The sequence below is a fragment of the Actinophytocola sp. genome (genome assembly GCF_045807065.1).
Taxonomy (GTDB): Bacteria; Actinomycetota; Actinomycetes; order Mycobacteriales; family Pseudonocardiaceae; genus Actinophytocola.
On the sequence record NZ_JBJMIE010000510.1, the window covers coordinates 1 to 12726 of the forward strand.

10 protein-coding genes and 1 pseudogene are annotated in these 12726 nt (G+C 71.2%); 7 read left to right on the top strand and 4 right to left on the bottom strand.

The window, feature by feature from the left end; genetic code table 11:
- The 3 genes from ACJ73U_RS29990 to ACJ73U_RS30000 all read left to right on the top strand — a co-directional run.
- The coding region (locus tag ACJ73U_RS29990; protein WP_407781085.1) for a dihydroxy-acid dehydratase at positions 1 to 804 on the top strand (804 nt) is incomplete at its 5' end.
- A gap of 75 nt (positions 805 to 879) precedes the next feature.
- Positions 880 to 2283 (top strand): M1 family metallopeptidase, encoded by a 1404-nt coding sequence (locus ACJ73U_RS29995; protein ID WP_407781086.1) that lies wholly within the window; start codon positions 880 to 882, stop codon positions 2281 to 2283.
- Positions 2280 to 2423 carry a winged helix-turn-helix transcriptional regulator gene (locus ACJ73U_RS30000; RefSeq protein WP_407781094.1) on the top strand — a complete coding sequence of 48 codons (144 nt, stop codon included), beginning with the start codon at positions 2280 to 2282 and terminating at the stop codon, positions 2421 to 2423. The genes ACJ73U_RS29995 and ACJ73U_RS30000 overlap by 4 nt, the downstream gene beginning before the upstream one ends.
- A 185-nt stretch (positions 2424 to 2608) precedes the next feature.
- Here ACJ73U_RS30000 and ACJ73U_RS30005 read toward each other — a convergent pair whose 3' ends face one another.
- The gene (locus ACJ73U_RS30005) at positions 2609 to 2935 is read right to left on the bottom strand and encodes a DUF6223 family protein (RefSeq protein ID WP_407781087.1); all 327 of its coding nucleotides are present in this window, start codon (positions 2933 to 2935) and stop codon (positions 2609 to 2611) included.
- 218 nt (positions 2936 to 3153) lie between these two features.
- Between ACJ73U_RS30005 and ACJ73U_RS30010 the strand changes: the two genes are divergently transcribed.
- On the top strand, positions 3154 to 4266 hold the full coding sequence (locus ACJ73U_RS30010) for a sensor histidine kinase (RefSeq protein WP_407781088.1): 1113 nt from the start codon (positions 3154 to 3156) through the stop codon (positions 4264 to 4266).
- On the top strand, positions 4263 to 4925 hold the full coding sequence (locus ACJ73U_RS30015) for a response regulator (protein WP_407781089.1): 663 nt from the start codon (positions 4263 to 4265) through the stop codon (positions 4923 to 4925). The genes ACJ73U_RS30010 and ACJ73U_RS30015 overlap by 4 nt, the downstream gene beginning before the upstream one ends.
- Before the next feature lie 277 nt (positions 4926 to 5202).
- Here the strand turns inward: ACJ73U_RS30015 and ACJ73U_RS30020 are convergent, their stop codons facing one another.
- The 3 genes and pseudogenes from ACJ73U_RS30020 to ACJ73U_RS30030 form a co-directional block, all read right to left on the bottom strand.
- On the bottom strand, positions 5203 to 5616 hold the full coding sequence (locus tag ACJ73U_RS30020) for a hypothetical protein (protein ID WP_407781090.1): 414 nt from the start codon (positions 5614 to 5616) through the stop codon (positions 5203 to 5205).
- Between the two features lie 72 nt (positions 5617 to 5688).
- Positions 5689 to 6087, bottom strand: a pseudogene (locus ACJ73U_RS30025) (hemerythrin domain-containing protein); the annotation flags it as partial.
- Positions 6088 to 6155: 68 nt separating this feature from the next.
- Positions 6156 to 7247 carry a LuxR C-terminal-related transcriptional regulator gene (locus ACJ73U_RS30030; protein WP_407781091.1) on the bottom strand — a complete coding sequence of 364 codons (1092 nt, stop codon included), beginning with the start codon at positions 7245 to 7247 and terminating at the stop codon, positions 6156 to 6158.
- Positions 7248 to 7489: 242 nt separating this feature from the next.
- Between ACJ73U_RS30030 and ACJ73U_RS30035 the strand changes: the two genes are divergently transcribed.
- Both ACJ73U_RS30035 and ACJ73U_RS30040 read left to right on the top strand, forming a co-directional pair.
- Complete coding sequence (locus ACJ73U_RS30035) at positions 7490 to 9145, top strand: PfaD family polyunsaturated fatty acid/polyketide biosynthesis protein (RefSeq protein WP_407781092.1); 1656 nt, start codon at positions 7490 to 7492, stop codon at positions 9143 to 9145.
- The coding region (locus tag ACJ73U_RS30040) for a beta-ketoacyl synthase N-terminal-like domain-containing protein (protein WP_407781093.1) at positions 9142 to 12726 on the top strand (3585 nt) is incomplete at its 3' end. The genes ACJ73U_RS30035 and ACJ73U_RS30040, both read left to right, overlap by 4 nt.

The following is a 12726-nucleotide window of genomic DNA, read 5'->3' on the forward strand; positions in this document are numbered from 1 at the left end:
GACCTCGACGACTTCAACCGGATCGCGGACCGCACGCCGCTGCTCGCCGACGTGAAGCCCTTCGGCCGGTTCGTGATGACCGACGTGGACCGCGTCGGAGGCGTCCCGGTCGTCCTGCGTGCGCTGTTGGACGCCGGCCTGCTGCACGGGGACACGCTCACCGTGACCGGCAGGACGATGGCCGAGAACCTGGCCGACATCGCCCCGCCGGACGTCGACGGCACGATCGTCCGCGCCCTGAGCAACCCGATCCACCCCACCGGCGGCATCACCATCCTGCGCGGGTCGCTGGCGCCCGACGGCGCGGTGGTGAAGTCGGCCGGGTTCGACTCGGACGTGTTCACGGGCACCGCACGGGTGTTCGACCGGGAACGCGCGGCGATGGACGCGCTGGAGGACGGCACGATCGCGGCCGGTGACGTGGTGGTCATCCGGTACGAGGGCCCCAAGGGCGGGCCGGGGATGCGGGAGATGCTCGCGATCACCGCGGCCATCAAGGGCGCCGGGCTGGGCAAGGACGTCCTGCTGCTCACCGACGGCCGGTTCTCCGGCGGCACGACCGGCCTGTGCGTCGGACACGTCGCCCCCGAAGCGGCGGACGGCGGGCCGATCGCGCTCGTCCGCGACGGCGACCCGATCACGCTCGACGTCGCGAACGGCACGCTGGACCTCGGTGTGGACCCCACCGAGCTGGCCGCCCGCCGCCAGGGCTGGGCGCCGCTGCCCGCCCGCTACCAGCGCGGCGTGCTGGCCAAGTACAGCAAACTCGTCGGCTCGGCGTCCAAGGGCGCGGTCTGCGGATAACACCGCTGTTCGTCTGCCCACCGTGGACGTATCGTCTACCCGTCCACGGTGTCGGTGAAGGCCGAGGGAGAAGTCATGGGACGCGTCGGGCCGTTGATCCTCTGCTGCGCGTTGGCCGTCGGCCTGGTCGCCGCGGCGAACCCGGCGGCCTACGCGGCGCCAGGACGGTTTTCTCCCGGTGCGCCCGGCGCGGGAGACCCGTACTTCCCCGACATGGGCAACGGGGGCTACGACGTCGGCCACTACGACATCCGGCTCGCGTTCAACCCGAGCACCAAGGCGATCACCGCGACCACGACGATCACCGCCAGGGCCACACAGGACCTCTCCCGCTTCGACCTGGACTTCCAGGGACCGCTGACGATCAGCAGGCTCTCGATCGACGGGCGCGGCGCCGCCTACACCCGCGGCGGCGCGCAGGAGCTGGTGATCACCCCACCGGACGGGCTGCGGAAGGGCCGGACGTTCACCGTCTCGGTGAGCTACGCCGGGGTGCCGCGGAAGATCGACGACCCGGCGCTGGGCGTCTCCGGCTGGGTCGCCACGACCGACGGCGCGGTGGCGCTCAACCAGCCGATCGGCGCGGCGACCTACTACCCGGTGAACGACACCCCCAACGACAAGGCGACCTACACCCAGACCGTCACCGTGCCACGTGGACTCACCGTGCTGGCCAACGGGGAGCCCGGCCCCGTCACCACCCGCGGCGGCCAGACGACCTACCGCTGGCACATGAACCGGCCGATGGCCAGCGAGCTGAGCATGATCGCCATCGGCGACTACGACGTCACCCGCGGCGTGACGGCCGACGGTCTCCAGAACATCACCGCGATCGGCAGGTCGATCGACACCAAGCCCGGCCAGGGCAAGGTCCTCAACCAGACCACGGCACAGATCATCCACTGGGAGTCCACGGCGTACGGGCGGTACCCCTTCGACTCGACCGGCGGCATCCTCGCCGACGTCGGTGTCCACTACGCCCTGGAGACACAGAGCCGACCCGTCTACGACCACAAGACCAGCGACGTCGACGGCGACCTGCTCGCCCACGAGCTCGGCCACCAGTGGTTCGGCGACAGCCTCACCCCGACGCGCTGGGCCGACATCTGGCTCAACGAAGGCTTCGCCACCTACTCCGAGTGGCTCTACCAGGAGAAGTTCAACGGCACCCCGGTACAACAGTCCTTCGCGGAGGCCTACGCCGGCGAAGAGGACTGGAGCGGCAAGGTCGCCGACCCGGGCCGCGACCACATCTTCGACGACCTCGTCTACACCCGCGGCGCCCTGACCTTGCAGGCCCTACGCACAACCATCGGCGACGACGCCTTCCTGCGACTGCTCACCCTGTGGCCCACCACCTACCGGTACGGCAACGTCTCCACCCAGACGTTCATCCAGTTCGTCGAACGCCTGACCCACCGCGACCTCGACGGGTTCTTCCACACCTGGCTCTACCAGCCGGGCAAACCGAAGCTCTGACCGCCGCGCCGCCACCTGGCGCCCCAAAGCACGTCGAGTACGCCCTCACCGACCTGGGCAAGACACTCCAGACCCCGCTGACCGCCATCTGCGAATGGGCGACCCACCACAACCAGAACCTCATCGAGCCATCCACCTGACCTGAACATGGAACTGCGGCGGTGATGGCTCGGCCGCCTGTGCCGAGACATCCGCCAGGCCGCTCCGAAGGCGGTCCAGGCCAGTGACTAGCGGTGGCCTGGCCACAGTCGAACACCACATCCTGGATCTTCGCCACTCCTTCACGATGAACTGTTCCAGCCAGCCGCCCGGTGAGGGGCGTCGGTCAGACGGTGCGACGGGAGCGGGTCAACGCCAGCCAGCCGAGGACCGTCGCGATCAGCCCCAACCCCAGGGCCGCGAACCCCCCGACTATCCCGTAGCCGGTGCCGGGACCGCCCTTGGCGGCGGCCACCACCGCGCCGCCGACGAGCATGGCCGCCGGCCCCGCCACCAGCGCCACGATGGCCCTCGTGCGACCGCCGGGCCGGGCCAGCGCCAGCCCGGCGGATACCACGCCGGCCAGCGCCGCCAGGACGGCCACGGTGCCCACGAGCCTCCCGGGGGTCAGGGTGTAGGCGTCGACGGCGACGAACAGAGGATGGACGGACATGAGGTGCTCCTTCTCTTCTACGAGTGGACGTCGCCGATCATGTCCGCCACTCCCCCCGGCGGTCGTCCGGCGAACGCGGACAGTTCGGGCTGCCGCCGACGCTCCCGTCCGGCTGCCGCGGCGGCCGCAGGAAAGCGCGGAAATACCGCGGCTGCGGTAGTCGACCGGTCGTCCACGCGTAGGACTTGTCCGCGGGGACCTTCGGTTATGGTTCGCGCATGAGCAGGAGCCCGTTCGGTGTCACAGACTGGGCGATCGCCGCCGGTGTCACGGCGATCCTCCTGGTCACCGGGCTGTCCGGCCAGCACCCGGCCACGAACCTCGGCCCGCTCGGTTACGCCCTGCTGGCGGCGAGCGGCCTGGCATTAGCCGCGCGGCGCCGCGCCCCGGTTCCCGTCCTGGCCGTGACCGGGCTGTGCGCGGTGGGCTACCAGGCCGTCGGGTTCGACGTGCCCGCCGTCGCGTACCTGTTCGCCGTGTACGCGGCGGTCCGGGCAGGACACCGCACCGTCACGGTGGTGGCGAGCGTGACCATGCTGGCGGCACTCCCGCTCGCGGCCCTGGCCTCTCTGCACGACCTCGGTGCGTCGTTGGCGCAGGCCCGGGGCGCCCTCGAGCTGGCCTGGCTGATCGCCGCCGGCGCGGCGGGAGAGGCGCTGCGGCAGGCCGAGCGCCGAGCGGACGAGGCCGAACGCACCCGGGAGGAGACCGCGCGGCGCCGAGCCGACGAGGAGCGGCTGCACATCGCGCGGGAGCTGCACGACACGCTCACCCACCAGATCTCCGTGATCACGGTGCAGGCCGAGGCCGCCGTCCACGTGGCCCGCAAGCGCGGCGAGCAGGTGCCCGACGCCCTGTTCGCGATCCGGGACGCCGGTCGTGAGGCCGCCCGGGAGCTGCGTGCGACGCTGGAGGCGCTGCGCGACGACGACACCACCCCACCGCGCGGGCTCGACCACATCCCGGAACTGGTGCGCCGGGCCAGGACCACCGGCCTGGACGCGCAGCTCACGATCGAAGGACAACCGCACGACGTACCGGTCGCGGTGGGCCGGACCGCCTACCGGATAGTTCAGGAGTCGCTCACCAACATCACCCGGCACGCGGCCGCCGCCACCGCGTCCGTCCTCATCGACTACCGCCCTGACGCCGTGGCGATCCGCGTCGACGACGACGGCACACTGGAGCCGAACCCCGCCCCGACCCCCGGTGTCGGGCTGCTCGGCATGCGCGAACGAGTCACCGCCCTCGGCGGCCGACTGCGCGCCGAACCACGCGGTGACGGCGGCTTCACCGTCCAGGCCGAACTCCCCGTGGACCAGACGTCGTGATCCGGGTCCTGCTGGTCGACGACCAACCCCTCATCCGCAGCGGTTTCCGCGCCCTCCTGGACCTCGAGGACGACATCGAGGTCGTGGCCGAGGCCGCCGACGGCGGCGAATGCCTCGCACTGGCCAGGGAACACCTGCCCGACATCGTGCTCATCGACATCCAGATGCCGGTCATGGACGGCATCGAGACCACCCGGCACATCGCCGCCGACCCGACCCTGACGCGGACGCACGTCGTCATCCTGACCAACTACGGCCTGGACGAACACGTCTTCAACGCGCTGCGCGCCGGCGCGGCCGGCTTCCTCGTCAAGGACATCGTCCCGGAGGACTTCCTGCACGCCATACGCGTGGCCGCCCGCGGCGACGCCCTGCTCGCCCCCTCGATCACCCGCCGGCTCATCGACCGGTACGTCACCCAACCACTCAGACCCGCCACCACCGCAGCACTCCACAACCTGACCCACCGCGAACGCGAAGCCGTCGCCCTCGTCGCCCAGGGCCTGTCCAACGACCAGATCGCCGCCCGCATGGTCATCACCCCGACCACCGCGAAAACCCACATCAACCGAGCCATGACCAAACTCCACGCCCGCGACCGAGCCCAACTCGTGGTCCTCGCCTACGAATCCGGCCTGGTCGTCCCCCAGAGCTCCTGACCCCACCACGCGAGTCGTGCTTGTCGGCCAAGTGGTAGCGCGCTACACCGAAGACCGATCGCGTCCCGCGACATCGTCGGCGAGCAGCCGTCCTGCGCCGCCTCCCTGACCAAAGTGGAGGGTTACATCGCCGAGGTGCCCTGGACCGCTTGGTCACCCGCAACGCCGGCGATGTCTCCTCAACCGGAGCGAGTCCTGGATCCCTTCGCGACGGTGAGCTGACCGGCCGAAGAATGCCCGCGCAGCTTCGAGTGACATGCCTGGTCGCGGCGTTGGCTCATTTCGGGTCTGGCACGTTCTTGCCGATGGTGACCACGTAGATCGCCCGGTCGACGTGTTCGGTGTTCCCGATCGCCGGCCCGGTGCCGACGATGGCGCCCTCGACGCACTGAGCGCCGGGTTGCCCGTTGGACCACAGGTCGAACTGGCGGTTGATGTCGGCACCGAAGTCCATGCGCACGTCGTAACGCCCGTTTCCCGCCGCCGAGATGAGGATGTCGAACTTGGCGGCGGAATAGACCTCGAAAGGTTGGGGCATCCCGAACGTGCCAGGATCGCCGGGCCATTGCCGGACGCGGTCGCTGAACAGGTACGAACTACTCACGCCAGCCGGGTGGCCCAGCCTCCCGCCGGCTGTCATCCGAAGGCCGAGCGCGGCGTAGCCGCATATCCCGTCCGGCTGGTTCGACATGACCGCCGCTAGATAGGTTCCGCCCTCCAGTGACGTGAACAGCTTGTCGAGATCGGTACAGTTCATGACCGATTACCCCTTTTCGCGGCTTGCGCAATTGCCGATCGGAGATCGCGAGTCAAGCCAGAGCCATGCCACGAGGAACAGCAGCGCGTGCAGTGGTGCGGTGCGCTTGATCCGGCGGTCGGCCCTGTTCAGGTCGCGCACGGTCACGAACCGCTCGATGACCGGCAGGACCTCCCGATCCTCGCGGGTGATGTGCTCGGTCAACTCGTCACGCAGCCGTGCCGTGGCGACCGCCAGCACGCGTGCGCTCGAACTGTCGGCTGGTTCTTCCGACAGCTGGTTCAACGCTCCCCGGATCGTCGCGATGAGCGCGTCGAGCGAATGGTGTTCCTCGGTGAACGGCCCGAGGTCGACGGCGTCTCCAGCACTCACCGCGATCAGTGGCCAGATGATTTCTTCCTTGCTGTGGTGATGATAGGTCTTTCCCCGCGTTACCGGCTATCCCTTCCATCAGGGATAGCCGGTGGCCGTGGTCAGAGACGTTGACCGAGAACCCCGGCGATGAGTTCGCGTTTGCTGTGCACGCCGAGTTTGCCGAGGACCGCTTTGACGTGGTCCTGAACCGTGTAGGCGGAGATGTCGAGCCCGCGCGCGATCTCGGTATTGGAGAGGCCGTCGAGCAGAAGACCGGCCAGTTGCCGTTCGCGGGCGGTCAATCCGTGCGCACGGAAGATCAGGCCGGCGACGTCGCCGGCTCGGGCGCTCTGCACGGTGACCGCGACCGAGCCGACCGGCACGCTCATCCCGGTGAGCGGCGAGGCGTGCATGACCAGCCAGTGGCCATCCGCGGTGCGGGTCCGCACCCGACCGGTGGCCAACCCCGGCGCCGGGGACCCCGCCGAGCGGAGCCAGCCCACCAACCCCACGACGGGCACCGGGATGGGCAGCGCGGCGGCGGCGGGCGTGCCGGCGAATCGCAGCGTCGCCAGCCACTCGTCCCCTTCGGGGGTGGACGCTGCCAGCACGTCGTTCCCGTCGAAAACCAGGGTGCCGGGACCGCGCCGCAGATCGGTGGTCGGCGCCTCGACCCTGGTCAGCGTCTCGCGAATGGCCTTGGCGATCGGCGCACCGAGCCGCAGCAGGAACTCCGCCTCCTCCAGCGAGAAGTACCGGCCGGTGTCCTCGCGCAGCAGTTCCAGATAGCCCCAGCACTGTCCGTCCGCCAGCAGCGCGAGACGTAGTTCGTCCCCGACGCCGTGTGGGCCGTACAGCTCACGCCACCGGGCGTTGCGGTGCAGATCGCCGCCGGTCGCGTCGCTCAGCACACTGACCGCCGGCCGAACTCCGTCGGCCAGTTCGGCGAAGCTGACCTGACAGTCCTGCTCGTCCCGGGCGAACTCCAGCACGAAGTACCGGCCGAGATCGCTCGCCGACGCGGGATTGTCCCCGTCACCCGAGGAGAACAGCCGGGTCTCGGGATCGGTGTATCCCCAGCACCAGCCATCGAACGGCACGGCTCGGCGCAACACCGCCACGATCTCCCGGCGGAGCGTGAGCAGTTCGCGATGACTCGACGTCAACCCGGTGATCAGTTCGCGGACCCTGCTGCTGGCAGTACTGTTCATGGTCCCTCCGTCACGCACCCTCAGCATCCTCACCGGTGTGTCCCAGTCAAGGGCCCGCTCGTGCCTCGTCCGCGACCGTTGGACGGGCCGGCAGCTTCGGCGGGTCGTGCCGTGAAGTCAAGTGCTGTGCCGCGACTCGCGATTGAGCACTTCTGCCAAGGGACAGAGTGCTCCTTTCACCGCCAGGGCGGCGCGTGTTGCATTGGTGGCGCGACAGGTCGACGACACAGAAGTGAGGCACGATGACGACGGCCCCGCACGTTGCGCTCGCCGCGGACCGCGTCCGGGCCCGACATGACGCCGCGGTGTGTTTCGTGCCCAGCGAGATCACCGCACTGGTCGCCGAGATCCGGCGGCCGCTGAGACTGCTCCTGGACCCGTCGACCGGTCGCCGAGGCGTCCAGCGGCTACCGGTTCCCGGCGACGGCGACAGCGACGGCAGTGCAGGCGACTTCGAGGCCGCGGCCGGTACCGCGCGGGTGCTGGGTGTCCTCCCCGCCACCTACCCCGAATGGCTCGGCAGCAGGCGGTTCCGCGCGGCGCACCACACCCGCTTTCCTTACCTGGCCGGTGAGATGTCGACCGGCATCGCCACCGCCGAGATGGTCCGGAAGCTGGCCGACGCGGGTCTCATGGGGCTTTTCGGCGCGGGCGGTCTGTCCGAACGGGTGCTGCGGGAGGCGGTCGAGCACCTGGCCCGGTCGCTGCACGGCCGGGTCAACTGGGGCGTCAACCTCATCCACTCCCCCAACGAGCCCGCCGCTGAGGCGCGCACCGCGCGTCTGCTCGTCGAACTGGGTGTGCCGGCGGTGTCGGCGTCGGCGTACATGGACCTCACACCGCCGCTCGTGCTGTGCGTGGCGCGGGGCCTGCGCACCGACGGGGCGGGAAGTGTGCTGCGACCGCGCCGGGTCCTGGCCAAGGTGTCGAGACCGGAGACCGCCGAGAAGTTCATGTCCCCACCGCCGGCGCCGCTGCTTCGCCAGCTGGTGGCGCACGGCGAGCTGTCGGCGGAGGAAGCGGCGCTGGCCGCACGCATCCCGGTCGCCGAGGACGTCACGGTCGAGGCCGACAGCGGGGGGCACACCGACAACCGGCCACTCGCGGTCATGCTGCCGGCGCTCCGCGCGCTGCGGGATCGCGTGGCCGGCTCGGTCCGGGTCGGTGCGGCTGGCGGGCTCGGCACCCCCGCGGCCGTCGCCGCTGCCTTCGCGCTCGGTGCCGACTACGTTCTCACCGGATCGGTGAACCAGGCCGCGGTGGAGTCCGGCATGTCCGCGGCGGGCCGCGGCATGCTCGCCCAGGCCGACATCACCGACACGGCGATGGCCCCGGCCGCCGACATGTTCGAGATGGGGGTCCGGCTCCAGGTGCTGCGGCGCGGCACCCTGTTCGCGCGGCGGGCCGCGCTGCTGTACGAGCTGTACCAGGCCCACGAGTCGCTTGAGGACATTCCCGCCGCGCGGCGCGCGCAGTTGGAGGAACAGGTCTTCCGTGCGCCGCTGGCGGCGGTCTGGGCGCGGACCGCGCGGTTCTGGGCCGACCGCGACCCCGCTCAGGTGGCACTGGCGGACCGGGACGCCAAGCACCGGATGGCACTGGTGTTCCGCTGGTACCTGGGCAGGTCCAGCCGGTGGGCCATCGCCGGCGATCCCGACCGCACGGCCGACTACCAGATCTGGTGCGGCCCGGCCATGGGTTCGTTCAACCGGTGGGCGGCGGGGTCCTTCCTCGCCGCGCTCGAACACCGCACGGTCGTGCAGATCGCGCTCAACCTGCTGGAAGGAGCAGCGGTGATCACCCGCGCACACCAGGCGCGCACCTGCGGACTACCGATCACTTCGGACGGTTTCCAGTTCGCTCCCCGGCGACTCGCCGAGAGCGGAGGAGCACGGTGACCCGGCCGGGACCGTCCGACATGCCCGTGCAGGAGCCGATCGCGGTCGTCGGCATCAGCGCCATGATGCCCGGTTCGGCCGACACGGACGGCTTCTGGCGCACCGTGGTCCAGGGCCGCGACCTCGTCACCGACGTTCCCCGAACGCACTGGCTGCCCGCCGACCACTACGACCAGGACCCCGCCGCCCCGGACAAGACCTACGGCTACCGGGGCGCCTTCCTGGACCCGGTGGACTTCGACCCGCTGGCGTACGGGTTGCCGCCCAGCGCCCTGCCCGCCACCGACACCTCACAGCTGCTGACCCTGCTCGCGACGCAGCGGCTCCTCGACGACCTCGGCCGGTACGGGCCGCCCGAGTACGACCGGGACCGGGTCAGCGTGATCCTCGGCGCCGGTCCGCTGGAACTGCTGACCACGATGGCCAACCGGATGCAGCGTCCGGTGTGGACGAAGGCGATGCGTGCGGCCGGCCTGCCCGAGCACCAGGTGGACGCGATCTGCGAACGCATCGCCGAGCACTACGTCCCGTGGCAGGAGGCCACCCTGCCGGGGCTGCTCAGCAACGTCGTCGCCGGACGCGTGGCCAACCGGTTCGACTTCCACGGCACCAACTTCGTCACCGACGCGGCCTGTGCCGGTTCGCTCGCCGCCGTTTCCGCCGCCGTCAACGAACTGCGGCTGCGGCAGGCCGACATGGTGGTCACCGGCGGCGTGGACACGCTGAACGACGCCGTCTGGTACACGTGCTTCAGCAAGACGCCGGCCTTGTCGCGCACGGGCGACTGCCGTCCCTTCTCCGCCGACTCCGACGGCATGGTCCTCGGTGAGGGCATCGTGCTGTTCGCCCTCAAGCGGTTGGCGGACGCCGAGCGCGACGCGGTCTACGCCGTCATCCGGGGCGTGGGCACCTCCTCCGACGGGCGTGGCACCGCGATCTACACACCCTTGCCGCAGGGCCAGGTCCGTGCGCTCCGGCGGGCGTACCAGGCGGCCGGCTACCCGCCGGACACCGTCGAGCTGGTCGAGGCGCACGGTACCGGCACGGTGGCCGGTGACGCGGCCGAGGTGGCGGCTCTGCGGGAGGTGTTCGGCGAGTCCTCCCGGTCGTCGCTGCCCTGGTGCGCGCTGGGATCGCTCAAGTCGCAGTTCGGGCACACGAAGTCCACCGCCGGTGCCGCCGGGCTGCTGAAGGCCGTGCTCGCCCTGCACCACAAGGTACTTCCGCCGACCATCAAGGTGACGCGCCCGAACCCCCGGCTCGGGCTGACGGGCGGTCCGTTCCACCTCAACACCGCCACCCGGCCCTGGATCCGGGGCTCGTCGCACCCGCGGCGCGCGTCCGTGTCCAGCTTCGGCTTCGGCGGCACCAACTTCCACGTCACCGTCGAGGAACACGTCCCCCGCGACGGCGGGCGCCGGCCGTACCGCACGCGCACCGCTCCCGCGGAGCTGGTCGTCCTGGCCGGTACCTCGGTGGCACAACTGCTGGACCGCTGCGGCGACATCGCGCGGGATCGGCGGCCGATTGCCCTGATCGCGCGTGAATCCCAGGAGCGGCAACGTGTCCGTGTCCCCAGTCACCGGCTCGCGGTGGTGGCCGGGGACACCGCCGAGCTGAGGCGCAGGACGGCAGCGGCCGCCGCCCGGGTCCGCGGTGCCCCGGAGACGTCCTTCAGCACCCCGGACGGAACGCACTACGGCGCCGGCCCGCCCGACGACGGCCGCCTCGCGTTCCTGTTCCCCGGCCAAGGAAGTCAGTACGTGGGAATGGGCGCGGACGTCGCCATGCACGTGCCGCGAGCCCGCCTGCTCTGGGACCGGCTCGCGGACGTCGAGATGGATGACCGCCCGCTGCACCGGGTCGTGTTCGGTGTCCCGGCGTTCAGCGACGAGGAGACAGCCGCGCAGGCCGCGCAGCTGACGGCCACCGAGTGGGCGCAGCCCGCCGTGGCCGCCCACAGCATGGCTCTGCTGGCCGTCCTGGACGCGCTGGGGATTCGCCCCGACCGCGTCGCCGGCCACAGCCTCGGGGAGCTGACCGCGCTGCACGCCGCCGGCGTCCTGGACGAGCGGTCCCTGCTGCGCCTGGCGCGGCGGCGCGGCGAGTTGATGCGCGACGCGGCCCGCGAACCGGGCGGCATGCTCGCCGTCCAGGCGACGGTCCGCGACGTCGACCACGCGATACGCGCACTGGGCGCCGGCGACCTGTGGGTGGCCAACCACAACGCTCCCGAGCAGGTGGTGGTCTCCGGCGGCGGGCGATCCCTCGCCGCTCTGGGCAGCTGGCTGGCCGACCGAGGCGTCCGCGCGCGCCGGCTCGCGGTGTCGGCGGCCTTCCACAGCCCGCTCGTGCGGGACGCGGCCGGCCCGTTGCGGAGCCACCTCGGCCACCTGGACCTCGCCTCCCCGCAGGTTCCGGTCCACGCTAACGCCGACGGGGCACCGTACCCGTCCGCTCCGGTGGAGATCGCCGACCGGATCGCCCGTCAACTGGTGTCCCCGGTGCGGTTCGCCGACCAGGTCGCCGCGATGTACGACGACGGCGTCCGGACGTTCGTCGAGGTCGGACCGGGGTCGGTCCTGACCGGTCTGGTCCGGGCCAACCTCGGAAATCGCGACCACACGGCCATCGCACTGGACCACCAGGGCGGCTGCGGCCTCACCGCACTGCACGACGGCCTCGCCAGGCTGTTCGTCCGCGGCGTGCCGGTGAACTTCGCGCCGCTGTGGCAGGACCACGCGCCGGAGTCCGCACCCGCGCCCCGGAAATCCCCCGCCACGGTACGGATCTCGGGCACCAACTACGGCAAGCCCTATCCGCCCGCGCACGAGACAGACGCTCACGAGACAGACGCTGACGAAACAGACGCTGACCGAACACAGGCAACGGAGGTGTCCCCTGCCATGTCGCAGCCAGCGCACGGACCGGCGGACCGGCAGCAGCGACCGAACCAGTCCCCGGCCGCCGCCAACCAGGCCGAGTGGTGGGAGACCGTGCGGGAGGTCCACCGGTTGGCCGCGGCGACCCAGGCCTCCTGCCAGCAGGCGATGGCGGACGTCCACCTGGCCTACCTGTCAGCGGTCTCCAGGTCCCTGAGCCACGAGGAGGCCCCGGCCGCGCCGGACCGGCCCGCGACCCGTGCGATCACCAGCGGTGACAACGGCTCCGCGTCCCCGAACGGCCTGCGTGCCACCGCTCCCGCCGCGGCCGCGCCCGTCGCCGAGCCCATGGCGCCGGCGCCGATGCAACCGCCACCCGACTTCGCCGACCTCCACCAGCTCACCGCGGAGATCCCCGGCTTCGAGTCCTTCGAGCCGGTGGGGCGCAGGCGCAACGGCGAGGCGGCCACGGGTGCGCCCCGGGAACCGGTGAGCGATCCGATGCCCGCGCCCGCGGCGAGCGCGCCCAGCCGGTCGGAGCCCGTCGCGGCCCCCGCCGCGCTCGCCGGCCGCGGCGGCCCGGCCGACGACGACCTCACCGCGCTCACCCTCCAGGTCGTCGCGGACAAGACCGGATACCCGGTGGACATCCTGAAGCCGGACATGAACCTGCAGGCGGATCTGGGCGTCGACTCGATC

What these genes read in the sequence shown, in the direction of transcription:
- ACJ73U_RS29995 (WP_407781086.1), top strand. Translation starts at nt 880, where the DNA reads ATGGGACGCGTCGGGCCGTTGATCCTCTGCTGCGCGTTGGCCGTCGGC.
- ACJ73U_RS30020 (WP_407781090.1), bottom strand. Translation starts at nt 5,616, where the DNA reads ATGTCGAACCAGCCGGACGGGATATGCGGCTACGCCGCGCTCGGCCTT.
- ACJ73U_RS30030 (WP_407781091.1), bottom strand. Translation starts at nt 7,247, where the DNA reads ATGAACAGTACTGCCAGCAGCAGGGTCCGCGAACTGATCACCGGGTTG.
- ACJ73U_RS30035 (WP_407781092.1), top strand. Translation starts at nt 7,490, where the DNA reads ATGACGACGGCCCCGCACGTTGCGCTCGCCGCGGACCGCGTCCGGGCC.
- ACJ73U_RS30005 (WP_407781087.1), bottom strand. Translation starts at nt 2,935, where the DNA reads ATGTCCGTCCATCCTCTGTTCGTCGCCGTCGACGCCTACACCCTGACC.
- ACJ73U_RS30010 (WP_407781088.1), top strand. Translation starts at nt 3,154, where the DNA reads ATGAGCAGGAGCCCGTTCGGTGTCACAGACTGGGCGATCGCCGCCGGT.